This is a genomic window from Sulfitobacter aestuariivivens (assembly GCF_014763045.1).
Classification (GTDB): Bacteria; Pseudomonadota; Alphaproteobacteria; order Rhodobacterales; family Rhodobacteraceae; genus Sulfitobacter; species Sulfitobacter aestuariivivens.
The window spans coordinates 1,148,072-1,169,897 of sequence record NZ_JACTAG010000001.1 but is presented as its reverse complement, the minus strand read 5'-3'; the positions used below and the strand labels follow the sequence as shown (position 1 = coordinate 1,169,897).

The 21,826-nt window shown below is 61.4% G+C and carries 23 protein-coding genes; 8 read left to right on the top strand and 15 right to left on the bottom strand.

Features of this window, described 5'->3' with window-relative positions:
* Window positions 1-79 precede the first annotated feature (79 nt).
* The 4 genes from H9Q16_RS05825 to H9Q16_RS05810 form a co-directional block, all read right to left on the bottom strand.
* Window positions 80-1,051 carry a beta-ketoacyl-ACP synthase III gene (locus H9Q16_RS05825; RefSeq protein WP_191074399.1) on the bottom strand — a complete coding sequence of 324 codons (972 nt, stop codon included), beginning with the start codon at window positions 1,049-1,051 and terminating at the stop codon, window positions 80-82.
* Window positions 1,048-2,124, bottom strand: coding sequence for a phosphate acyltransferase PlsX (plsX, locus tag H9Q16_RS05820; RefSeq protein ID WP_191074398.1), 1,077 nt, complete (start codon window positions 2,122-2,124; stop codon window positions 1,048-1,050). The genes H9Q16_RS05825 and plsX overlap by 4 nt, the downstream gene beginning before the upstream one ends.
* Before the next feature lie 44 nt (window positions 2,125-2,168).
* Window positions 2,169-2,375 carry a 50S ribosomal protein L32 gene (gene rpmF / locus H9Q16_RS05815; RefSeq protein WP_191074397.1) on the bottom strand — a complete coding sequence of 69 codons (207 nt, stop codon included), beginning with the start codon at window positions 2,373-2,375 and terminating at the stop codon, window positions 2,169-2,171.
* Window positions 2,376-2,568: 193 nt separating this feature from the next.
* The gene (locus tag H9Q16_RS05810; RefSeq protein WP_191074396.1) at window positions 2,569-3,120 is read right to left on the bottom strand and encodes a YceD family protein; all 552 of its coding nucleotides are present in this window, start codon (window positions 3,118-3,120) and stop codon (window positions 2,569-2,571) included.
* Window positions 3,121-3,210: 90 nt separating this feature from the next.
* Here H9Q16_RS05810 and H9Q16_RS05805 point away from each other — a divergent pair, with 90 nt between their 5' ends.
* The 3 genes from H9Q16_RS05805 (at window position 3,211) to H9Q16_RS05795 (ending at window position 6,365) form a co-directional block, all read left to right on the top strand.
* Entirely contained in the window at window positions 3,211-3,675 is a 465-nt protein-coding gene (locus tag H9Q16_RS05805) for an outer membrane protein assembly factor BamE (RefSeq protein WP_191074395.1), read from the top strand.
* A gap of 77 nt (window positions 3,676-3,752) precedes the next feature.
* Window positions 3,753-4,478, top strand: coding sequence for a GNAT family N-acetyltransferase (locus tag H9Q16_RS05800; protein WP_191074394.1), 726 nt, complete (start codon window positions 3,753-3,755; stop codon window positions 4,476-4,478).
* 75 nt (window positions 4,479-4,553) lie between these two features.
* Window positions 4,554-6,365, top strand: a complete 1,812-nt coding sequence (locus tag H9Q16_RS05795; protein WP_191074393.1) for an ABC-F family ATP-binding cassette domain-containing protein — start codon at window positions 4,554-4,556, stop codon at window positions 6,363-6,365.
* On the opposite strand, the gene H9Q16_RS05790 is transcribed toward H9Q16_RS05795, so the two are convergent.
* The gene (locus tag H9Q16_RS05790) at window positions 6,362-6,904 is read right to left on the bottom strand and encodes a sugar O-acetyltransferase (protein WP_246455476.1); all 543 of its coding nucleotides are present in this window, start codon (window positions 6,902-6,904) and stop codon (window positions 6,362-6,364) included. The two genes, H9Q16_RS05795 and H9Q16_RS05790, sit on opposite strands and share 4 nt — an antisense overlap.
* 127 nt (window positions 6,905-7,031) lie before the next feature.
* Between H9Q16_RS05790 and H9Q16_RS05785 the strand changes: the two genes are divergently transcribed.
* Window positions 7,032-8,702, top strand: a complete 1,671-nt coding sequence (locus H9Q16_RS05785; RefSeq protein WP_191074392.1) for an adenylate/guanylate cyclase domain-containing protein — start codon at window positions 7,032-7,034, stop codon at window positions 8,700-8,702.
* Here H9Q16_RS05785 and tyrS read toward each other — a convergent pair.
* Window positions 8,699-9,943: a tyrosine--tRNA ligase gene (gene tyrS / locus H9Q16_RS05780; RefSeq protein ID WP_191074391.1), complete on the bottom strand. Its 1,245-nt coding sequence runs from the start codon at window positions 9,941-9,943 to the stop codon at window positions 8,699-8,701. The two genes, H9Q16_RS05785 and tyrS, sit on opposite strands and share 4 nt — an antisense overlap.
* Window positions 9,944-10,006: 63 nt before the next feature.
* On the opposite strand from tyrS, the gene H9Q16_RS05775 reads away from it, so the two are divergent.
* Window positions 10,007-11,122 (top strand): anhydro-N-acetylmuramic acid kinase, encoded by a 1,116-nt coding sequence (locus H9Q16_RS05775; protein WP_191074390.1) that lies wholly within the window; start codon window positions 10,007-10,009, stop codon window positions 11,120-11,122.
* On the opposite strand, the gene H9Q16_RS05770 is transcribed toward H9Q16_RS05775, so the two are convergent.
* Genes H9Q16_RS05770 through H9Q16_RS05760 form a run of 3 tightly spaced genes read right to left on the bottom strand, consistent with a single transcriptional unit; the run spans window position 11,119 to window position 12,729 of the window.
* Window positions 11,119-12,009 (bottom strand): fatty acid desaturase, encoded by an 891-nt coding sequence (locus H9Q16_RS05770; protein WP_191074389.1) that lies wholly within the window; start codon window positions 12,007-12,009, stop codon window positions 11,119-11,121. The genes H9Q16_RS05775 and H9Q16_RS05770 overlap by 4 nt on opposite strands.
* 4 nt (window positions 12,010-12,013) lie before the next feature.
* Window positions 12,014-12,316 (bottom strand): hypothetical protein, encoded by a 303-nt coding sequence (locus H9Q16_RS05765; protein ID WP_191074388.1) that lies wholly within the window; start codon window positions 12,314-12,316, stop codon window positions 12,014-12,016.
* On the bottom strand, window positions 12,313-12,729 hold the full coding sequence (locus H9Q16_RS05760; RefSeq protein WP_191074387.1) for a cupin domain-containing protein: 417 nt from the start codon (window positions 12,727-12,729) through the stop codon (window positions 12,313-12,315). The genes H9Q16_RS05765 and H9Q16_RS05760 overlap by 4 nt, the downstream gene beginning before the upstream one ends.
* A gap of 44 nt (window positions 12,730-12,773) precedes the next feature.
* Between H9Q16_RS05760 and H9Q16_RS05755 the strand changes: the two genes are divergently transcribed.
* Complete coding sequence (locus H9Q16_RS05755) at window positions 12,774-13,841, top strand: NAD(P)/FAD-dependent oxidoreductase (protein WP_191074386.1); 1,068 nt, start codon at window positions 12,774-12,776, stop codon at window positions 13,839-13,841.
* Here H9Q16_RS05755 and H9Q16_RS05750 read toward each other — a convergent pair.
* From H9Q16_RS05750 to H9Q16_RS05740, 3 genes are read right to left on the bottom strand one after another with little or no spacing between them, the layout of a single operon-like run.
* Entirely contained in the window at window positions 13,838-14,353 is a 516-nt protein-coding gene (locus H9Q16_RS05750) for a GNAT family N-acetyltransferase (RefSeq protein ID WP_343067794.1), read from the bottom strand. The two genes, H9Q16_RS05755 and H9Q16_RS05750, sit on opposite strands and share 4 nt — an antisense overlap.
* Window positions 14,346-15,623, bottom strand: coding sequence for a phosphopyruvate hydratase (gene eno, locus H9Q16_RS05745; protein ID WP_191074384.1), 1,278 nt, complete (start codon window positions 15,621-15,623; stop codon window positions 14,346-14,348). Before eno ends, H9Q16_RS05750 begins: the two co-directional genes overlap by 8 nt.
* Before the next feature lie 39 nt (window positions 15,624-15,662).
* Window positions 15,663-16,565, bottom strand: a complete 903-nt coding sequence (locus H9Q16_RS05740; protein WP_191074383.1) for a DMT family transporter — start codon at window positions 16,563-16,565, stop codon at window positions 15,663-15,665.
* A gap of 103 nt (window positions 16,566-16,668) precedes the next feature.
* Between H9Q16_RS05740 and H9Q16_RS05735 the strand changes: the two genes are divergently transcribed.
* Window positions 16,669-17,709, top strand: coding sequence for an AbrB family transcriptional regulator (locus tag H9Q16_RS05735; RefSeq protein WP_191074382.1), 1,041 nt, complete (start codon window positions 16,669-16,671; stop codon window positions 17,707-17,709).
* Here the strand turns inward: H9Q16_RS05735 and H9Q16_RS05730 are convergent.
* The 3 genes from H9Q16_RS05730 to H9Q16_RS05720 all read right to left on the bottom strand — a co-directional run bounded on the left by H9Q16_RS05730 (window position 17,699) and on the right by H9Q16_RS05720 (window position 20,126).
* Window positions 17,699-18,403: an NYN domain-containing protein gene (locus tag H9Q16_RS05730; RefSeq protein WP_191074381.1), complete on the bottom strand. Its 705-nt coding sequence runs from the start codon at window positions 18,401-18,403 to the stop codon at window positions 17,699-17,701. The two genes, H9Q16_RS05735 and H9Q16_RS05730, sit on opposite strands and share 11 nt — an antisense overlap.
* A gap of 529 nt (window positions 18,404-18,932) precedes the next feature.
* On the bottom strand, window positions 18,933-19,508 hold the full coding sequence (locus H9Q16_RS05725; RefSeq protein ID WP_191074380.1) for a hypothetical protein: 576 nt from the start codon (window positions 19,506-19,508) through the stop codon (window positions 18,933-18,935).
* Window positions 19,509-19,712: 204 nt separating this feature from the next.
* Window positions 19,713-20,126 carry a Fur family transcriptional regulator gene (locus tag H9Q16_RS05720; protein WP_191074379.1) on the bottom strand — a complete coding sequence of 138 codons (414 nt, stop codon included), beginning with the start codon at window positions 20,124-20,126 and terminating at the stop codon, window positions 19,713-19,715.
* 356 nt (window positions 20,127-20,482) lie between these two features.
* On the opposite strand from H9Q16_RS05720, the gene H9Q16_RS05715 reads away from it, so the two are divergent.
* On the top strand, window positions 20,483-21,784 hold the full coding sequence (locus H9Q16_RS05715) for a DEAD/DEAH box helicase (protein WP_191074378.1): 1,302 nt from the start codon (window positions 20,483-20,485) through the stop codon (window positions 21,782-21,784).
* Window positions 21,785-21,826 lie beyond the last annotated feature (42 nt).

The following is a 21,826-nucleotide window of genomic DNA, read 5'->3' as shown; positions in this document are numbered from 1 at the left end:
GGCTGGCGGGTTTTTCCGAGTCAACAAGAATGGCCCGCAACCCACGGTTTCGGCGATAGAAATCCGCGCCGGCAGGGACTTACCACCGCAGGACGACAGCGCCCCAGGCCAATCCGCCGCCGATTGCCTCGGTGACGATCAGGTCGCCTTGCTTGATCTGGCCCCGTTCGCGGCCCACCGACAGGGCCAGCGGAATGGAGGCCGCAGAGGTGTTGCCGTGGTCCTGTACCGTGACCACCACACGCTCCATCGGGAGGTTCAGCTTTTTGGCGGTGCCCTGAATGATACGGATGTTCGCCTGATGGGGGACAACCCAGTCGATGTCGTCCGCCGTGACCCCGGCGCGTTCCATGGCGGTATTGGCCGTCGCGGCCAGCTTTTCAACCGCATGGCGGAACACCTGATTGCCCTGCATGCGCAACTGCCCGGTGGTGCCCGTGCTGACGCCGCCATCGACGTAAAGCAGGTCACGGTAGCGCCCGTCTGAATTGAGGTCGGTGGACAGCACACCGCGGTCTGCGGGCGTGCCGTCACCTTCTTGTGCCTCGAGCAGCAGCGCGCCTGCACCATCCCCGAAGAGCACGCAGGTGGCGCGGTCGGTCCAGTCCATGATGCGGCTAAAGGTTTCCGCGCCGATGACAAGCACGCGCTTTGCCTGGCCGGATGCAATCAACCCGTTGGCATTGCTGAGTGCGTAGACAAAACCGGCGCAAACCGCCTGAATATCAAAGGCAAACCCCTGCTGCATGCCCAGTTCGGCCTGCACCATGGTGGCCGCCGACGGAAAGGTCAGATCCGGGGTCGAGGTGGCGAGCACGATAGCATCGACATCGCTGATATCACGGCCTGCATCCTCTAGCGCGCGGCGTGCGGCAGCGGCCGCCATTTGCGAGGTGGTTTCGCCCTCAGCGGCGAAATGGCGGCGTTCGATGCCGGAGCGGGAGCGGATCCAGGTGTCATCGGTATCAAGCGTCTTTTCAAATTCGGCGTTTTCGACAACGCGGGAGGGCAGGTAATGGCCGCAGCCTATGACGACAGCACGCAGGGTCATTCTGTTTTTTCCTCGGCTGGAAGGGCGGCGGCGACCCGCGCGGCCAGCTTGTCGTTAAAGCGGTTCTGCGACAGTTGGGCGGCCAGCTTGATGGCGGATGAGACGCCGGTGGCGTCGGCCGATCCGTGAGATTTGACCACCGTGCCGTTGAGGCCCAGAAAGACGCCCCCATTGACGCGCCGCGGATCGATCTTTTTCTTCAGGCGTTGCAGCGACGTATAGGCAAGCAGGGACGCAAGGCGAGAGAGGGGTGAGTATTTGAAAGCCTCGCGCAGGCGGTTGCCCACGAGGGTGGCGGTGCCTTCGCCGGTCTTGATCGCGACGTTGCCGGTAAAGCCATCGGTCACGATCACGTCGGCACGGTTGCCTGAGATATCGCCGCCTTCGACGAAGCCTACAAATTCGTACTCTGCCGTAGGGGCCTGATCGCGAATCAGATCGTAGGCTACTTTGAGTTCGCTGCGGCCCTTGTGTTCTTCGGTACCGACGTTCAACAGGCCGACCCGGGGGCGGGCGATGTTCATGCCGTTGCGCACATAGGAATTGCCCATCAGGGCAAAGCGCATGAGGTCATCGGCGTCTGCACGGATGTCCGCGCCGACGTCCAGCATCACATTGAACCCCTGAGGGTTCGAAGACGGATAGAGCACGGCAATGGCGGGGCGGTTCACGCCGGGCAGTTTGCGCAGGCGGATCATCGAGACCGCCATCAGCGCGCCAGTGTTGCCACAAGACACCGCCACAGACGCTTCGCCCGAACGCACGGATTCGACCGCTGACCACATCGACGTGTCCTTGCCCGTCCGCACGACCTGACTGGGCTTGTCGTCCATGGTGACGACGTCTGGCGCATGGCGGACCTCGCACAGGTCAGCAAGTTCGCGCCGCTTGGCCACCAGCGGATCAAGCTGCGCCTTGTCCCCGTGCAGGATGAAGGCAATATCGGGATTGGCCTTTGCAGACAAAGAACACCCGGCAACGACTGCTGCCGGGCCCTGATCCCCCCCCATCGCATCAATTGAGATGAGGGTGCGTCCGGCGTTCGCGTTACTGTGATCGGTCTCGGCCGTCATCGGTGCGAATGCCTTTCGAAGTCTGCGATTGCGATGACCTTAGCTTATGCCGCGTCGTCTTCCAGGTCGATCTCTTCTGTCAGTGCGACAACTTCGTTGTCATCGTAGTGACCGCAGGCCGCGCAAATGTGGTGCGGGCGCTTGAGTTCGCCGCAGTTGGTGCATTCGTTCGGGTTCGCGGCAACAAGCGAATCGTGTGCGCGGCGGTTGTTACGGCGCGACTTGGAAACTTTATTCTGCTGGACAGCCATGTCTGGTGCCTTTGTCTGGGGGGCAAAGCCCGGGCGATCCCGGGGCGTGCCCATGTTTCTATCTGTCCCGTAAGCGGGGGTGACGTCGCTTTAGGCGAGCGTCCCTGCAATGTCCAACCTAAATTGGGGGGAGGGCGGCAAAATACTGCTAATCCTGTGGTTTGCAAGTCCGATCTTATGGTGCGCTGCGCGGTTACTCTTTGGGCTTGATCAACTGGTCCTTGAGGTTGGCCAGCCCCGCAAAGGGCTTGGCGTCTTCGTCGGTCATTGGCGCGGTACCGGGTTCGGCATAGACCATCTGCCCCAGCGCCGCGGCGTCCTTGCGCGGATAGTCGGGAACAGCAAGGGCCAGCGCCTCTTTCATCACCTCGGCGGGATCAATCCAGGGGCCCAGCGATTCTGTTGTGTCATCATCGGGCATTTCTGTTTCGGGGTCGTCAGACAGGACAAAGTCCTGAACAAAATGCCGGACGACCGGGGTGTCGATCCGTGTGGTCACAGGGTCGAGGGTGACCACGCAGGGCTGCACGACCGTGGCCCCCAACTGGGCCTCAAGGGTCCAGTCTGTGCGGCCAAGCGGCTTCAGGCGCCCTTCAAAGCGCACTTTGCGCAGGGCTGAAAGGGCAAGATCCCCAGCGATCTGGCTTAGGGCCGCTGCGTCAGGGCGCACTGAAAACGTCTTTTCCGCGTTCTGTTTGAGATCTGCAACGCGGATCGCGGTGTCACTGGGGGGGAGGCGAGACATCAGTCGCTCACTTTCGTTTCTTGAACCGGAGGGGTGCCTTGGTGTATGCGAAATAAAAGCCATAAGGTCCAAGGGCAAGAGGGCAGACATATGCGCACCACCCACTACATAGGCGCCAAAGCGCTGCGGACCGCTGTCTTTTGTGCAGCGATCGGACTTTCGGCCTGTGCGCCTGCATTCAAAAACCATGGCTATGTGCCGCCCTCGGAAGACCTTGAGCAGATCGTTGTCGGCAGTGATACCCGAAGCTCTGTCGAGGAGAAGATCGGCGTGCCGTCGTCAGCGGGTGTGTTGAACGATGGCGGGTATTACTATGTGCGTATGCGCACCCGCGCGCTTGGTCCGCTGGCCCCGCGCGAGATTGATCGCCAGGTTGTTGCGATAAGCTTTTCAAGTGCAGGTGTTGTCCAGAATATCGAAACGTTCGGGCTGGAAGACGGAAATGTCGTGCCCCTGCAGCGGCGCGTGACCTCTTCGCCGGTGAGCGACAAGAGCTTTATCCGGCAGTTGCTGGGCAATCTGGGCCGGTTCAATCCTGCGGCACTACAGGGCTGAAGGCGTCGCATTGAGCGGCATGTTTTGGTACTCTCGCTGCGCTGGGTAAGCCTGCGCGACAGGGGTGAGGTGAGACCATGATCGCGCTTTCCAAAGGACGGTACACGGCAGCTGAGGCCCGGTGCGCCGGGGATATTGAGGCCGCGCAGCGCCTGCGGGCGCTCTGTTTTGAGCTTGAGACGTCGTTGGACGTTGATCCCTTTGATGCCACCAGCAAGCATATTCTGATCCGTGAGACGGCGAGTGATGCCGTGGTGTGCTGTTTTCGCATGACGGCATTGACCGGTGCTGAATTGCCGCAAAGCTATGCCGCGCAGTTTTATGAGTTAAGCGCGCTGGCGCATTATGACGGCCTGATGATGGAGTTGGGCCGCTTTTGCATCCATCCTGACCGGAACGATCCGGACATTCTGCGGCTGGCCTGGGCGGCGTTGACATCATTTGTCGACACACATGAGGTCAAGATGCTGTTTGGCTGTTCGTCCTTTGCGGGGGTCGAGACCGCACCCTTCCTTGATACCTTTGCGATGCTCAAGGCGCGGCATCTGGCGCCCAAGCGATGGCTGCCGCGGGTCAAGGCGCCTGATGTCTTCCGGTTTGCTGCACGTCTGCGGCGCAAGCCTGACGCGAAAAAGGCGATGCTGCGGATGCCGCCCTTGCTGCGCACCTATCTGATGATGGGGGGATGGGTCAGTGATCATGCGGTTGTCGATCACCAGATGAACACGCTGCATGTGTTTACCGGGGTTGAAATTGGGGCGATTCCCGCGGCACGAAAGCGGTTGTTGCGGGCGTTGGTTTAAGAAATTTCAAGCTGACCCACTACCAGAAAAAGAGGGGTGATTGACCTTGCTTGCGGCGGGCGATAGCTGGCGGGCATGGCGCGCGCACCTCTTTTGCAACTTACCGATATTTCGCTGACCTTTGGGGGCGATCCGGTCTTTGATGATCTGTCCCTTGTGGTCCAGCCCGGCGACCGGCTGGCGCTGGTGGGGCGCAACGGGTCGGGCAAATCCACCCTGATGAAGGTGATGGCGGGACTGGCAGAGGCCGATCGAGGCGATGTCATCGCCGGGCCCGGCGTCACAGTTGGCTATATGGAGCAGGATCCCGATCTGGCGGGTTTTGAAACCCTGGGCGATTTTGCCGCCGATGGCTTGGAACCCGGAGAAATGTACAAGGTCGAGCGTGCGGGCGAGGGGCTGAAGTTTGATCCCGCGCGTCCTGTGGCGACGGCCAGTGGCGGCGAGCGGCGGCGCGCGGCGCTTGCACGGCTGATGGCGACGGAGCCTGCGTTGCTGCTGCTGGATGAGCCCACGAACCATCTGGATATCGAGGCAATTGCCTGGCTTGAAGCTGAGCTAAAGCAGACGCGCACGGCCTTTGTGATCATCAGCCACGACCGTGCATTTCTACGTGAGCTTACCCGCGCAACACTCTGGATTGACAGGGGAATGGTGCGTCGTCAGGAAATTGGCTTTGGCGGTTTCGAAGCCTGGCGCGATCAGATTTGGGAAGAGGAAGACACGCAGCGCCACAAGCTGAACCGCAAGATCAAGGCGGAGGCGCGGTGGGCGGTCGAGGGGATCTCGGCGCGGCGCAAGCGTAATCAGGGGCGCGTGCGGGCATTGCAGGATCTGCGCGCTGAGCGGGCTGCGCAGATCACCCGGCAGGGCACAGCAGCGATGGCGTTGGAGGCCGGGCCGAAGTCGGGGCGCAAGGTCATTGAGGCCACTGAGATTTTCAAAGCCTTTGATGACAAGGAGATCGTCAGGAATTTCTCTTTGACGGTGCAGCGCGGCGATCGGATTGCGCTGGTTGGCCCTAACGGTGTTGGCAAAACAACACTTCTTAACATGCTGATCGGAAAAGAAGAACCGGACACCGGGACGATCAAACTGGGCACCAATCTGGAACTGGCGCTGTTCGATCAGGCGCGTGCGCAGCTTGATGTCGACATGTCGCTTTGGGACAGTCTGACGGGCGATCCGGAGATGCGGGTCAGCGGCAAAGCGGATCAGGTGCTGGTGCGGGGCGTCCCAAAGCATGTTGTGGGCTACCTCAAGGAGTTTCTTTTCAATGAGGCGCAGGCGCGCGCGCCTGTGCGGTCCCTGTCCGGTGGGGAAAAGGCGCGATTGTTGCTGGCCAAGATCATGGCGCGGTCCTCGAACTTGCTGGTGCTGGACGAACCGACGAATGATCTGGACATCGAGACGCTGGATCTGTTGCAGGAATTGCTGGGGACCTATGACGGGACGGTTTTGCTGGTCAGTCACGACCGTGATTTTCTGGACCGTGTTGCGGCGACGACAATCGCCATGGAAGGCGACGGGCGCGCGACGGTCTATGCGGGCGGCTGGTCAGACTATCTGAGCCAGCGGCAACAGGATGATTTTTCGGAAAGTGTCATAAAAGCAAAGCCCGCACCGGCGGCGGGGCAGGCACCAAAGAAGGCCGGCAAAACCGGGCTTAGCTTTACGGAAAAGCATCGGCTTGAGGCCTTGCCCGCCGAAATTGCGCGGTTGGAGGCTGAGATTGCCAAGCTGGAAGAACTATTGAGCGATCCGGAACTTTTCACCCGCGAGCCACTGAAGTTCGACAAGGCGACGAAGGCCTTGGTTGAGAGGCAGGAAAAGCTGGCGGCAGCGGAGGAAGACTGGCTGACGCTTGAGGAAAAGGCCGAAGGCTAGCGGCGTGCTGGCACGCCTTTGACCGTTTGGCCAGCTTCTACATCCTGGGTGACCACCGCGCCCGCTGCGACAATGGCCTGATCATGCACCGTTACTCCGGGCAGGATGATCGCCCCCGCGCCGATCCAGACATTGCGTCCGATGGTGACGGGCAGGGCGATTTCCATACCTTTGGTCCTTTCATCGGCGTTCTTGTGATGCTCGGCACAGAGTATCTGGGTCAGGGGGCCGATCATGGTGCCATCGCCGATATGCACCGGGGCGCTGTCGAGGATGACACAGCCCGCGTTCATGTAGACAGCCCGGCCAAGGTGGATGTTCATCCCGTACGAGCAGTGAAACGGCGCTTCGATCAGGCAGTCGGGACCTACAGCGGCAAAGAGGGCACGCAAGGGCGCGCTGAGGGTTTGCCGATCACCTGGGGGCAGGTGATTGTGAGCATGGACCGCGTTGCGGGCGCGCATTCGAAGGCCTTCAAGCTCATCATCAAGGCAGGAATACCACGCGCCTGCGGCCATCAGGTCTTTCTGAGAAGTCAACGTCGGGTGCTCCTTTTGCGGAAACGGCTGGATTAATGGCTAGCTGTGCCGGTGCGGGCTGGCAAGCACGCAGCGCATGGGTGGCCAACCTCATCGGGGTCCCGTTAGAGTGCGCGAAGGGGGGGCGATGGAACAGACACTTGTTGCGGTCATGGCTGTCGATGTGGTGGGGTATTCGCGCATGATGGGTGCGGATGCCACCGGCACAATTGCGTCCCTGGGACGCATCCGACAGGAGGTGTTTGCGCCCGTTGTGGCGGGATACCGGGGGCGGATCGTCAAGAACATGGGCGACGGGTGGATCGTGACATTCGCCAGCGCGACCGAGGCGGCTACATGCGCTATGCGGCTGCAGGACAAGATGGTGCTGGAGCGTGACATTCAGATCAGAATTGGTGTGCATTTGGGCGATGTGACAGTGATGGACGAAGATGTCTTTGGTGACGGGGTGAACGTGGCCGCGCGGCTGGAAGCGGCAATCAATCCGGGGGGGCTGAGCCTGTCTGATGCGGTTTATGGTGTCTTGGACGGGACGTTGCAGCCCGCTTTCGATGACGCGGGCACCATTGATCTCAAAAACATCACACGCCCGGTTCGGATCTGGACCCGTGGCGGGGCCATTGGGGGCGCGGCGCTGAACCAGCGGCAGCGGTCGGGTTTTCCGCATCTGGCCATCGTGCCCGCAGCCTGCCATCCTGAGAGCGACGATGCCCGCGACCTGGCCGATGGTCTGACCCATGATCTGGAGAGTTTCCTGGGGGGCACGCGTGGATTGATGGCGACGATACAGGCCCAGCCGGACGGGGCGAGCTATGCCTTGCATGCACGTTTGAGGATCAAGGGCGACCGGATGCGGCTGGATGTGCATCTGAAAGATCGCAAAGAGCAGCGGCTGTGGCGTGGCAAGTATGATGGCCGGATGGACGATGCCTTTGACTGGCAGGACAGGACATCGGCGGACATTGCCGACCGGATTTATGCCCTGATCATTGAGCGGGAGCTGGGGCGGGTGAACGCGCTGGCGCCGCAAGACCGCACCTGGCGGGATTGGGTGTTGCGGGCGACGTCCTCCAGCTTTGCGGACCGCGCGTCGCTTGCCCGCGCGGTCGAGGATCTGCGCCACGCGATTGCGCTTAGTCCCACCAGCAGTCTGCCTTACGAGGTGTTTCTTGCCCTGTCGGCGACAGCCGGGTCTCAGGGGTTCACCGATCTGCTGGCCGACATTCAACCCGAAATGCCACAGGCCTTTGAGAAGGCAGAAGAATTGGGCGGGGCTGCATCGTCGTCGCGCGTCATTCGGGCCTATGGTGCCTATGTGCGGGATGGGGATGTGGCCAAGGCACGCGCGGATATTGCAACGTTCATGCGGGATATGCCATTTGATCCCAATGCGCTGATCTGCGCGGGTTTTATCTATCAGTTCACCGGGCAACCTACGCAGGGTTTGGCCTGTTTTGACCGTTTTCTGTCATTTGCCCGTTTCAACAATCTGGCTGTCGCCGCGATCAGCGGCAAAGGGTCATGCCTGATCCAGCTAGGTCGGTTCGAGGAAGGCCTTGATTTCAGCGAGCAGGCAATCGCGGCGGTGCCGGGCTACACTGCCGCGCATCGCTGGCGTATTGCCGCTCTTGCCCAGTTGGGGCGCGATGCAGAAGCACGTGCCGCGCTGGAAGAACACCGCGCGATTCTGCCCGATGCGACAATCGCATCGGTGCGCTCAGGCAGTCGCTATGTCGATACACCCGGGACAGAGTATTATTTCGAGGGCCTGCGCCGGGCCGGGATGCCGGAAAGCTAGCCCAGTGTCACCAGCGCGTGCCGTTTCTTTCCCGCGCTCAGTTTGATCGGAGAGGACAGCGCGCCGGCGTCCAGCATCAGGCCCGCGTCTGTCAGCGGCTGGTCGTCGATCCGTGCGCCGTTTTCCGCGATCAGCCGTTTTGCTTCCTTGCCTGAGCCTGCCAGCCCGGAGCGCACGATGGCCTGTACGATGGACAGGGGCAGATCGGCTGGTGCGATTGTCAGCGTGGGCAGATCGTCGCCCACACCGCCTTTTTCAAAGACTTCGCGCGCGGTGGCCTCGGCGGCTGTCGCGGCCTCAGCCCCGTGCAGGAGCGTGGTGACTTCATTGGCGAGACGCACCTTGGCTTCGTTGATCTCGGACCCTTCGAGCGCGCCCAGACGGTCGCATTCGTCGACCGGCATTTCGGTGTAGAGCTTGAGGAACCGGCCCACGTCCGCGTCTGTGGTGTTACGCCAGAATTGCCAGAATTCGTAGGGCGACAGCATGTCAGGGTTCAGCCAGACCGCGCCGGACTGCGATTTACCCATCTTCTTGCCGTCGCTGGTGGTCAGCAGGGGCGAGGTCAGCCCGTACACTTCGCCATCGATCACCCGGCGGGTGAGGTCGATGCCGTTGACGATGTTGCCCCATTGGTCGCTGCCGCCCATCTGCAGGATGCAGCCATAGCGGCGGTGCAGTTCCATAAAGTCATAGGCCTGCAGGATCATGTAGTTGAATTCGAGAAACGACAGCGATTGCTCGCGGTCGAGCCGGGATTTGACCGACTCGAAGGACAGCATGCGGTTGATCGAGAAATGCCGCCCGATGTCGCGCAGAAAATCAAGGTAGTTCAGATCATCCAGCCATTCGGCGTTATTGATCATCAGCGCATCTGACGGACCATCACCGTAGGTGAGGTAGGCGGAAAAGACCTTTTTGATACCCGCAATATTCGCATCGATCTGTTCCGGCCCCATCAGCGGGCGTTCGTCGGCGCGAAACGACGGATCGCCCACCTTGGTGGTGCCGCCACCCATCAGGGTGATCGGCTTGCCGCCGGTTTTTTGCAGCCAGCGCAGCATCATGATCTGGATGAGGCTGCCCACGTGCAGCGATTTCGCCGTGGCGTCAAAGCCGATGTAGCCGGGTTGCGCGCCCTTCAAAAGAGCCTCGTCCAGCCCCTGATAATCGGTGCAATCGGCGAGAAAGCCGCGCTCCATCATCGTGTGGATGAAGTCCGATTTGGGGTGGTAGGTCATGGCTTGCCTCATGTGCGTATTGCGGGGCACTCTATAGGGGGCAGCGGGGCAAAGGAAAAGGCCATGAATAAGGCCGCACAAAAGCGGATCGGGAAGACGGGGGTGGTGAATGCCTGCGGCGCGATGTCGGGCACCTCGCTGGATGGTGTGGATATCGCCGTTGTGCGCACCGACGGACATGAGATTGAGGGCTTTGGTGAGACGCGGTATCGGCCCTATAGCGACGCTGAGCGCGCCGTGATCCGGGCCGGTCTGGGCAAATGGGCAGGGGCCGAAGTGGATGCGGCGGCAGAGGTCGTTGATGCCGCACATCTTAAAGCGTTGTGCGATCTGTCGGGGGCAGAGCTGATCGGGTTTCACGGTCAGACCCTTGCCCATGCGCCCAAGGCCCAAGGGACGTTGCAGGTGGGGGATGGGGCGGCCTTGGCTGCTGCGTTGGGCGTGCCGGTCGTTTGGGATTTTCGCACGGCGGATGTGGCGCTTGGCGGGGAAGGCGCGCCGCTGGCGCCGTTTTTTCATCACGCTTGTGCGCGGTTCGCGGGGCTTGTGGCACCTGTTGGGTTCTTGAACCTTGGCGGTGTCGGGAACCTCACGTGGGTTGATCCGGCGCTGGACCGGCCTGAGCAGGACGGCGCCTTGCTGGCCTTTGATACCGGGCCTGCCAATGCGCCGCTGAATGATCTGATGCAGGCGCGTCTTGGCAGAACCTTTGATGAAGGCGGGCGTCTGGCCGCCCGGGGGACTGTGGCGCAGGGCGCGTTGGAGCTCTTTCTCGCAGAGCCCTATTTCGCGCGCATCCCGCCCAAATCGCTCGATCGTAATGACTTTGCCGAAATGGTCGATCTTGTGGGGGAGCTGTCAGATGCCGATGCTGCGGCCACATTGACCGCCATGTGCGCTGCTGGGGTGGCCGAGGCGATGCAGCATTGCCCAACGCCGCCTGAGCGCGTGCTGGTGACAGGCGGCGGGCGGCACAATCCGGTGCTGATGCAGATGTTGGCGGTGTCGCTTGACTGCCCTGTCGCCCCGGTCGAGGAGATCGGGCTGGATGGCGATATGCTGGAGGCGCAGGCCTTTGGGTTTCTTGCCGTGCGCGTGGCACGCGGATTGCCGACCTCTTGCCCCGGGACCACCGGGGTGCGCGCGGCGGTCGGGGGCGGGACGGTCAGCCTACCCTAACGCCCCAGTTCCCGCGCGTAGTCGCGCGTGAAGCTGGCATAGCCGTCCGAGACTGATTTCAGGTGCGCCTGGACCCGTTCGTGCAGGTCGGGCAGGGCGTGGAACGGCACCATCGGCATGGCGTGGTGTTCCGCGTGATAGGGCATGTTCCAGGCCAGAAAGCGCACGATGCGATTGGTCAGGGTCGTGCGGGTGTTTTCAAGCATGTTCGCCACCGGTGGGCAGTGGCCGTGTTCTGCCAGCAGGTACAGGCGCAGGAACGGTTGGCCGATCAGGGCGGGCAGGACCAGAAGGGTCAGGGCCAGCGGGCTGATGAACAGCGACAGCGCCAGCAGGGCGTAGCAGGCCAGCAGGATGCGTGCCTCGCGGATGATGGCGGGGTGTTTGCGAACGGGCAAGTAGGGGGCTGTGACCCGGCCCAGGGCGTGTTGCCACAAAGTGCGGGCATTGGCTGACCAATAGCCCCAGCCGCTTAGGTAGATCAGATAGGCGCGCCATGTTTGGGGGCGGCCACCACCGGCAAGTTCCGGGTCGCGGTCGGGATCGTTGGTGTATTTGTGATGCGCCAGATGGAAATATCGAAACCATGTGAACGGCAGCAGCAGCGGCAGCGATACCGCATGGCCGACAATGTCATTCAGGCGCGGGTGGGCAAAGGGCGTGGCATGGGTGCATTCATGGCTCAGGGTAAAGAGAAACATCAGCGTGATGCCGTAGGGCAGCAGCATCAAGGGCCAAAGCGGCAGTTGAAGGCCCACATAGAGCGCCATCGCGATAAGGACGCCAAGGTGGCCTGCCAAATGTCGCAGGCCGCGCTGGTCAGAGCGTGCGTGAAGGGCGGTCTTGTCCTGTGGGCTGAGCGAGGCGATGAAGGCGGTGTGATCCATCCCGCTAGCAGGTTGCGCCTGCGTTTGCGCGGCGCAGTTCATCGGGCTGATCCGGCCGCTGGATGCGCGTGACGCAGATGCGGTCGCCGGGGGACAGATCGGGCCGGGCCTGTAGCGGGGACAAGACCACGCGCTGGTCGCCGATTTGCGCGGTGATGTGCCAGATTTCGGGCCCGGCGGCATCATCGCGCGCCTCTACACCGGTGACGGTGGCGGGGAGGACAGTTTCGGTGCTGGTCTCGCGATCATAGAGATAAAGCCCGACGATCAGTACGAGTGCGAGGTAAACCATCAAGCGGCGGTTCATTGCGGGATCTCCATGCCAGGGGGGGCCAGGGTGAAGCCATCAAAGGTAAAGCCGGGGGACACCGTGCAGCTGACCAGAGTCCAGTCGCCCGTGCTGCGCGCGGCCTGCCAGTGGTTTTCCGGCACGATCAGTTGCGGCGCGCCTTTTGCCAGATTCGGGGTCAGCATATGGTCCTTTGCGGGGCCTGCATCGGTTTCAGATATCGACAGGATCAGCGGTGCACCTGCGTGAAAAAGCCAGATTTCGGTGGCATCAACCCGGTGCCAATGACTGCTTTCGCCTGCACGGAGAAGGAAATAGATGCAGGTGCCTGTGGGACGGCCCGGGTTTTCCGCGACCCATGTCTGGCGATAATGGCCGCCCTCCGGATGCGGTGCGAGGGCGAGATGGTCGATGATCTCTTGCGCTGTCATGACCGCAGCTTAGGGTGGGGTCCGGGGCATGCCAAGGGGGCCATATGCAGGTTGCAATTGTCGGTGCAGGGATCATTGGGGCCAGCCTTGCCTATGCGCTGGGCAGGCAGGGGGCTCAGGTCACGATTGTTGATGCCGCAGGCCCAGCCGCGGGGGCGACAGGGGCGTCTTTTGGCTGGATCAACGCGAGCTATTATGCGGATGCGGCGCATTTTGCGTTGCGGGCGGCCAGCATCGAGGCCTACCGGCAGCTTTGTCGTGTTCTTGACGTGCCGGTCTACTGGTCGGGGTGCCTGTGTTGGGAGGAAGAGGGTGAGGCCCTTGAGGCGCAAGAGCGCGATCTGCGGGCGCTGGGCTATCACGCGCGGATTGTGGACCGGGCGGAGCTGGCGCGGCTGGAACCGCAGGTAAAGGCAGCCGATCGGGCCATTCTGTTTGAGGACGAGGCCGCCGCGGAGCCGGGCTCCTTGACGCAAGCGCTTTTGAAGGCGTCCGGCGCGCGGGTGATGACAGGGTGTCGCGTTTCGGGCATTCTGGCAAAGGGCAGTCGGGTGTGCGGTCTGCGCATACCCGGTGGGGATTTGCCCGCCGATGCGGTCGTGGTGGCTGGCGGCAACGGGAGCACGGATTTGTTGTCGCCGTTGGGCGTGGCCCTACCGATGCTGGACCGGCCCGGGGTGATCTTTCGGACAGCGCCGATTGCGCCGACGCTGAGCCACATCTGCGTGGCCCCCGCAGGGGAATTCCGGCAAACCCCCGAGGGCCAGATCGTGATGCCGACCGCGGTGTCGAATCAGGCAGATGACACCAACCGCATCTGGGCCAGACCCGACCAGCTTGCTGATGCGGCACTGGAGCGCTTGCAGGCGATGTTGCCGGGGACAAAATTAGTCTGGCAGGACGTGGCCCTGGCCCAGCGTCCGGTGCCGCAGGATGGTTTGCCGGTCGTCGGCGCCTGTGGACCCGAGGGGCTTTTCACCGCTGTGATGCATTCAGGGATCACGCTTGCCCCGGTGGTTGCCGAGATACTGTCGGCACAGGTGTTGGGTGCCGCGCTGAGCAATGCCCAGCAGGCGCTGATCGCGCCCTATCGTCCCGACCGCTTCGGCTAAAGCTGCTTTTCAAAGAAGACGAGCTTGGGCAGCATGTCCTTTGGCGTGGGCTGGTAGGGACCGCAGCGCTGAAAGCCGAGGGTTTCATAAAGCCGCTGGGCCGGTTTGAGCGCGACCGAGGTATCGAGCACCAGCCGGGCAAATCCATCCCGGCGGGCCTGATCCTCAAGCGCATAGCATATCATGCGCGCAACGCCGCGCCCGCGTGCGGTTTCGGTGACAAAGACGCGCTTGATCTCGGACGTAGTGGTATCCAGCGCGTGGGACATGCCGCACCCGACGGGCCTATCGCCGATCTTTGCCAGCACGATCAGTCCGGTTGGGCGTGCGTGCACCTCAGCCAGAGTGTTCATCAGCGTAGTGTATTTGTCCTCGGGATAGAAAAAGCGCGTGATGGCGGCGTCAACGGGCGACAGCTTTTCAAGCAGATCGCGGTAGGCCCAACAGAGGTCCCGAACCGCTGCCAGATCAGCTGCGGTCGTCGCCGCGTTTAGTGTGATCTTGTCAGCCACGCAGGATGGAACGACCGGCATATTCCGCCGTTTCGCCCAGCATCTCTTCGATGCGGATCAACTGGTTGTATTTGGCCAGACGGTCGGACCGGGCCAGCGAACCGGTCTTGATCTGTCCGCAGTTGGTGGCCACCGCCAGATCCGCGATGGTGGCATCTTCGGTCTCGCCTGACCGGTGCGACATGACGTTGGTGAAACCGGCGCGATGGGCCATGTCGACCGCTTTAAGTGTTTCGGTCAAGCTGCCGATCTGATTGACTTTTACAAGCATGGAATTTGCCGACTTCCGCGCGATACCATCCGCAAGGCGCGCCGGGTTCGTAACAAAGAGGTCGTCGCCCACCAGTTGCACGGTGTCGCCCAGCCGCGCGGTCAGCGCTGCCCAGCCGTCCCAGTCGTCTTCGGACATGCCGTCCTCGATCGAGATAATCGGGTAGTCGGCGACGAGGGCCGCAAGATAATCGACATTTTCATCTGAGCTGAGGGTTTTACCTTCTCCTGCAAGAACATACGCGCCATCCTTGAAGTATTCTGTCGCGGCACAATCAAGCGCGAGATGAATTTCATCGCCTGGCTTGTAGCCCGCCTTTTCGATGGACTTCAGAATGAAATCAAGCGCGTCGCGGGTGGAGCTGATGTTGGGTGCAAAGCCGCCCTCGTCACCGACACCGGTGGCAAGGCCTGCCGCGGAAAGCTCTTTCTTGAGCGTATGGAACACCTCCGCGCCCATGCGCACGGCCTCGCGGATGTTGTCCGCGGCGACGGGCATGATCATGAATTCCTGAATGTCGATGGGGTTGTCCGCGTGCTCACCGCCATTGATGATGTTCATCATCGGCACGGGCAGCACCCGGGCAGAGGTCCCGCCGACGTAACGGAAAAGCGGTTGAGTGCAGTAATCCGCCGCTGCCTTTGCCGCCGCCAGAGACACGCCCAGGATCGCGTTCGCGCCCAGACGCTCTTTGTTGTCGGTGCCGTCGAGTTCGATCATGGTTTCGTCGATCTCGACCTGTTCGGTGGCATCAATGCCCACGAGCGCCTCGGCGATCTCGCCGTTGACGGCAGCGCAGGCTTCAAGCACGCCCTTGCCCATGTAGCGGTCCTTGTCGCCATCCCGCTTCTCTACGGCCTCGTAGGCCCCTGTGGAGGCGCCTGAAGGCACCGCCGCGCGGCCCATGGTGCCATCTTCGAGGATCACATCGACCTCGACCGTCGGATTACCCCTGCTGTCGAGGATTTCGCGGGCGTGGATGTCGATGATGGTGCTCATGATGCGTGCGTCCTTAGCAGGATTGATTTGAGGCGACGTTTAGCGCGACGGGGCGGGCTTGGAAAGGCTCGCGGCGGCACGCTGCGCGACTTTGCGTTCGCGCCAGACAGTATAGATACCCGATCCCACAATGATTGCCGCACCGACAAGCATCAGCGCATCGGGCCGTTCGCGAAAAACGATCATGCCCGCGATCAGCGCAAAAAGCAGGCGCGTGTAGCGAAAGGGGGTCACATAGCTGATGTCGCCCACCCGCATCGCGGCCACGATGGCGTAGTAGGCAAGAAGGCCGATACACAAGGCGCTGGTGAAATAGATCCACGTCTGGACGTCGGGCATGACATAGGGCGTGCCGGTGACAGCCATAAGCCCGGCGCCGCCCGGCACAATGGCCAGAAATCCGATGCAGCTAAGCTGCATGGTGCTGGTGCTGGCTGGCACCCGGCGGGTGGCAAGGTCACGCATCGCGAGACCAAAGACGCCAATCAGGGCCAGCACGGACAGCGGCTCAAAACTGTCCATGCCGGGGCGGATGATCAGCAGCACGCCAAAAAGCCCCACCAGAATCGCGGCCCAACGGCGCCACCCAACGGTTTCGCCCAGAAACAGGGCGGCCCCCAGGGTGACGACAAGCGGCGTGACCTGCAGAATGGCCGAAGCGGTTGAGATGGGTGTCAACATGATCGCCGAGACAAAGCCAAGCGTGCCGATGAATTCCCCAATGGCGCGCAGCAGGATCGGGATGGTCAGCAATTCGGGGACCAGGATGCGGTCCCCCTGCGCCTTGACCGCAAGGTAAAAGACGGCCCCACCACAACAGCCCAGCATGACAAGCAATTGACCGACGGGCAGCGCGCCTGCCATCAGCTTGATAAACGTGTCCTCGATGGCAAAGCCCAGCATGGACAGAACCATCAGTGCGGCACCTCTCAGATTGTCCATGGCCGGCCCTTGTGCTGGAAAATCAGTGCACCTGCCTTGACCGTTTTAGGCACCGCGTGCAAGGGCGCTGGCCAGTCTTTGGCGCGGGTGATAGCGAAGGGTCATGCAGGGATTGAATGACCGTCACATCGGTGTCCGGACGACCGTCACACTGGCGATCGCCACCCTTGGCGCGGTTTTGGCCTGGCTGGGGTCTGCCCCGGTGTTCATTCTGCTGGGGCCTGCGGTTGCAGTCAGCCTTTCCGGGCTTGCGGGATTGCGGGTCGAGATTGCGCCGGGTCTGCGCGACGTTTGTTTCGTCGTGCTGGGCGTTGCCGTTGGCAGCGGGTTTGATCGCGATGCGCTGGGGGCGATGATCCGCTGGCCGCTGGCGGTCTTGTTCGTTGTGGTCCTGATCTGGATGATGTTGTTGATCTGCCGCCGCGTTTTGGTGCGCCAGTTCGGCTTTGATCACAGGGCCGCCCTGCTGGCCGGGTCGCCCGGCCACCTGAGCTTTGTCGTTGCCTACGCGCAGGAAAGTGGGGCGGATGTTGCACGGGTGTCCATCGTGCAATCTGTGCGGCTGTTGTGCCTGTCCATCGTGGTTCCCTTTGTCGCCCTGTGGATGGGCGTCGATGTAAACGGCGCCATCGCGCCGCAGGGAGAGATCATGCCGCTGCTGACGCTGCTGGTTGTCTTTGCCACAGCCCTGTTGGTGGCGCGGGTGATTGCGCACCTTCGGGTGCCAGCGGCGCTGTTGCTGGGGGCGATGCTGACCTCAGGGGTTGGTCATCTGACGGGATGGGCACCGGGTGTGCCGCCGGACTGGCTGGTGTTGCCGGCCTATCTGGTGTTCGGGGCGCTCATTGGCACGCGGTTTTCCGGCATGACTTTAAAGGCGCTGGCGGGTGGGTTGGCAGCGGGGCTTACCACCACCGGCATCGCCGCCGTGCTGACAGTATCAGGTGCGATTCCTGTGGCCTGGGCGCTTGGCATGCCGCTGGCGCACGTGCTGGTGGCCTTTGCGCCCGGCGGGCTTGAGACGATGATCGTCATGGGCGTGATCATCGGCGTGGTGCCGGGGTTTGTTGCGGCCTGCCACATCTCGCGACTGCTGGTGCTGAGCGTGCTACTACCCGCGATGTTGGGTCGGTCTAAGCCTTGAGCCGCACCAAGAGGCGGTTGCCCGTTTTTTTCGTCTCCAGCTTGTCCAGCGCATTCACGAGTGCGCTGAGTTTTCCAAACCCATAGGTACGACTGTCGAAATCAGGGTGGCGGGCCTGAATAGCTTGTCCGATCTGGCCCAGATTGTACCAGTCATCCTCGCTGTCGATCTTGTCGAAAGCCTCGCGGAACAGCGGGAGCGCCTTGGCAGCTTTTGCCGTGCTCTTGCGCGGCGTATCTGCGGGGGCGTCCGGGTCTGGGATGTTCTCAATCAGGATGAAACGGTTGTAGACGTTGCGCAGCCCATCGAGAGTCTTGGCCTCTCCGATGCCGATCACGGTCAGGCCATCCTCGCGCAGCCGGTTGACCAGCGCCGTAAAGTCACTGTCTGAGGATACGATCACGAAAGCGTCAAATTTGCCCGAATGCAAGATGTCCATGGCGTGGATGACAAGGCCAATGTCGGTGGCGTTCTTGCCGCGTGAATTGGCGGTTTCCTGATGGGCCACAAGGCCAAGGTGATGGATCGGGTCCTTCCAGCCCTTGAGCTGTTCATTGGACCAATCCCCATAGACGCGGCGCAGGGCTGGTTCCCCGATGGAGGCAACCTCGCGCATGATCTTGGCCGCATGTTTGGCGGGCACGTTGTCGGCATCGATCAGAACGGCAAGCAGGGGGCGGTCGCGGTCGGACATGGGGGGCTTTCAGGTTTGACGTGTATCGGGGGAATAGCAGGCGGAAGGGCGGAACCCAAGGCGGTAAGGCAGGAGGGTGCACTTTCGGGTTTGCGCACCCGTGCCGGCAGTGCCACACACGCCCTGCGCGCCGGGCAGGGCCAGCCCCTGGGGTGGCGCCCCTGACAGATGATCCTGGGCGCTTTATTGTTCAACTGGGCGCGAGCCAGGTGCGACGCGATCAGCCCAACCAAAGCGTCAGCCCGTGGGAGGGAATGGCGCTTCCCGACGTCGGCACGCGTCCTTGATTCCGGGCTGGGGAGGAATTACGCAGGTCCGCTCTGAGCCCAAAGTTCTAGATGCTGCACGGCGCACCAATGTCCGCTCTTCTTGCCGACGGCAAAAACGTGACAGAATCATACCGAGTTTCGCCAAGGGTTTGTGGCACAAGATTTTTCAATGTTTGTGGGAGCATCGCCGCCAGTGACAAAAACGACCGTTTTTGATCGGGGCGTTTTGGCAGGGGGTTATTGTCACACGCGGCAAAAACCTACTGGACAGGATTATCGGGCAACAAGTCGCTCCCTAGCAGGAATCGCACTGTTTTGATTTCCTCCTTTCGAAAGGACGAAAGATAGGACTCAAGCATCGGAAACGTACCGTGCTGACGGCTGACTCTCGCCGAAAGATTGTGAAGCTCCTCAAATCCCTCAAAGTAGATCGGATCAGAGGTCCGCTCGCGATAATAGGTGACTTTCGGGTTGAGCAGTAGCCAATAGCCATCAATATAATAGCTATAATACCTCCACACATGCTCAGTATTGACCTGCCCTACGCTGATTGCTGCGCCGAGGTCTTCCATGAACGTCACCAGTACGTCCTCGTATCCCTCAAAATCGGATGATTCTAGAACAGTTCTCTCAGCAACCGCCAATCGAGCGCGCAACAACGGCTCGGAGTTCCAGACCTCACGAAAGTAGTTCAAGTGAGAGATGGAATTTTGATCCCGTGCAAGGCGGAGCTGTCTCGAAACCAGGTAGAAGCCGATAATGACGAGCGTGGCCTGTACAAGGTGCCAAATCCATTCATTGTCTGGGTTCGCTACGAAATCCAATAAAAGTTTCAAGTTGCTCGATCCTCCAGCCAGCATCTCTCACGATAGCAACTCAACTGGAGTTCGTCCAAACTGTTGTTTGCGAGCTAGTCGCGGCGAAAACTCATACATTTCTGGCACCGGCGATAACCACCGTTTGTGACCTTGCGCATCTCACCCGAAGCCGCCGTTGGCACAGCAGCAGCGAAAGTCGGGAAAGTCCCGCCAAGCCGACCCTCAACCCTCCTTCTTCGGCACCCCGTAGAGTTCCAGCCGGTGACCGCGCAGCTCGTATCCCAGCTTGCGGGCGATCCTTTCCTGCAATGCTTCGATCTCGGCGTCGACAAATTCGATCACTTCACCGGAGTTTACGTCGATCAGGTGGTCGTGGTGATCCCGTTCCGCGTCTTCGTAGCGCGCGCGGCCATCGCCAAATTCCAGCTTATCCAGAATGCCCGCTTCTTCGAACAGCTTGACCGTGCGGTAGACCGTGGCGATCGAAATGCCGTCATCGACCGACACCGCGCGCTTGAACAGTTCTTCGACGTCGGGATGATCATCGCTGTCTTCGATGACTTTCGCGATGATGCGGCGCTGACCGGTCATGCGCATGCCCCTGGCTTCGCAACGCTTGATGATGGATTTGGTCATGGACAGCTGCCTTTGGTCGAATGCGTCGCAGGTTTAGCGACAATTGCGCCGCTCTGCTACCGGGTTCTGGCGCGGGAGGTTGACTTATTCGCATCCGGGGCCCATGTGCACAAACAGGCGACGCCTTCTGCCGCGTGAGCAGTTCCGGTGCCGATGGGTCACCCCGATCCAGGCATACCGGCTTTCAAGGCCGCCCTTGTTCCCAAAATCACGCGTGGGGCCAGACGTTGGCAGACAGGTTCGCGGCATTGTGCCGTTTTCCTGCGATCTGCTGCACGTGACCCATGATGCCGCCCCATGTTGGGGTTGCGAGAATTTTGCGCGAGACCAAGGGGTGTCGCGCCGGAAAGAAGAATATGACCGATTTTACAATGATGGACCTGCCGCCGAAACTGGTGGCGCGGCTCACTCAGATGGGGATCAAAGATCCTACACCGATTCAGAAACAAGCCATCCCGCACGCGCTGAACGGGCGCGACGTGATGGGGCTGGCCCAGACCGGCACCGGCAAGACCGCCGCCTTTGGTGTGCCGCTGGTGGCGCAGATGCTGGAGATGGAAGGCCGACCCGCGCCGCGTACTGTGCGCGGATTGGTGCTGGCGCCCACGCGGGAACTGGCCCAGCAGATCATGGAGAACCTGCGTGGCTACTGTCAGGACACCCCTTTGAAGGCGCTGATGGTCGTGGGTGGGCAAAACATCAACCCGCAGATCAAGCGGCTTGAGCGCGGCACCGACCTGCTTGTGGCCACGCCGGGGCGGCTTTTGGACCTGTTGGACCGCAAGGCCGTACGACTGGATCAGACCACCTTTCTGGTGCTGGACGAGGCAGATCAGATGCTGGACATGGGGTTCATCCATGACCTGCGCAAGATTTCGGCGCTGATCCCGAAAGAGCGGCAGACAATGCTCTTTTCAGCGACCATGCCCAAGCTGATGAACGAGATTGCCAACAGCTATCTTGATCGGCCGATCCGGGTCGAAGTCACACCACCGGGCAAGGCGGCCGACAAGGTCACGCAAGAGCTGCATTTCATCGCCAAGGCGGAAAAGACCAATCTGCTGATCGAACTGCTGGGCGAGCACGTGGGCGAACGCGCGCTGGTTTTTGGCCGCACGAAACATGGCTGTGAAAAGCTGATGAAGGTGCTGGTAAAGGCTGGCTTTGATGCGGCATCGATCCACGGCAACAAAAGCCAGGGTCAGCGCGACCGCGCCATCGAAGGGTTCAAGTCTGGCGCGATCACGGTGCTGGTTGCCACAGATGTGGCTGCGCGCGGTCTGGACATTCCGGACGTGAAATTCGTCTACAATTATGAGCTGCCGAATGTGCCTGATCAATACATCCACCGTATCGGCCGGACGGCGCGGGCGGGCAAGGATGGGGCGGCGATTGCCTTTTGTGCGCCTGACGAGATGGGCGAGCTGAAGGACATTCAAAAGACGATGGGGAAATCAATCCCGGTGACCTCGGGCCGTCCGTGGGAGCCGTCGGAAATCCCTGACAAGCCGAAAGGGCGGGGTGGCCGTCGTGGCGGCGGACGCCCCGATGGCGGAGGCAATCGCCCGCAAGGCGGCGGTGGCAATAATGGCAAGCCGGGTGGAGGACGTCGCCGCAGACGCGGTGGCGGCAAACCGGGCGGTCAGAAAGCAGCCTGACAAAAAAAGACGCGCGGCAGGTGGATCTGCCGCGCGTAGTTG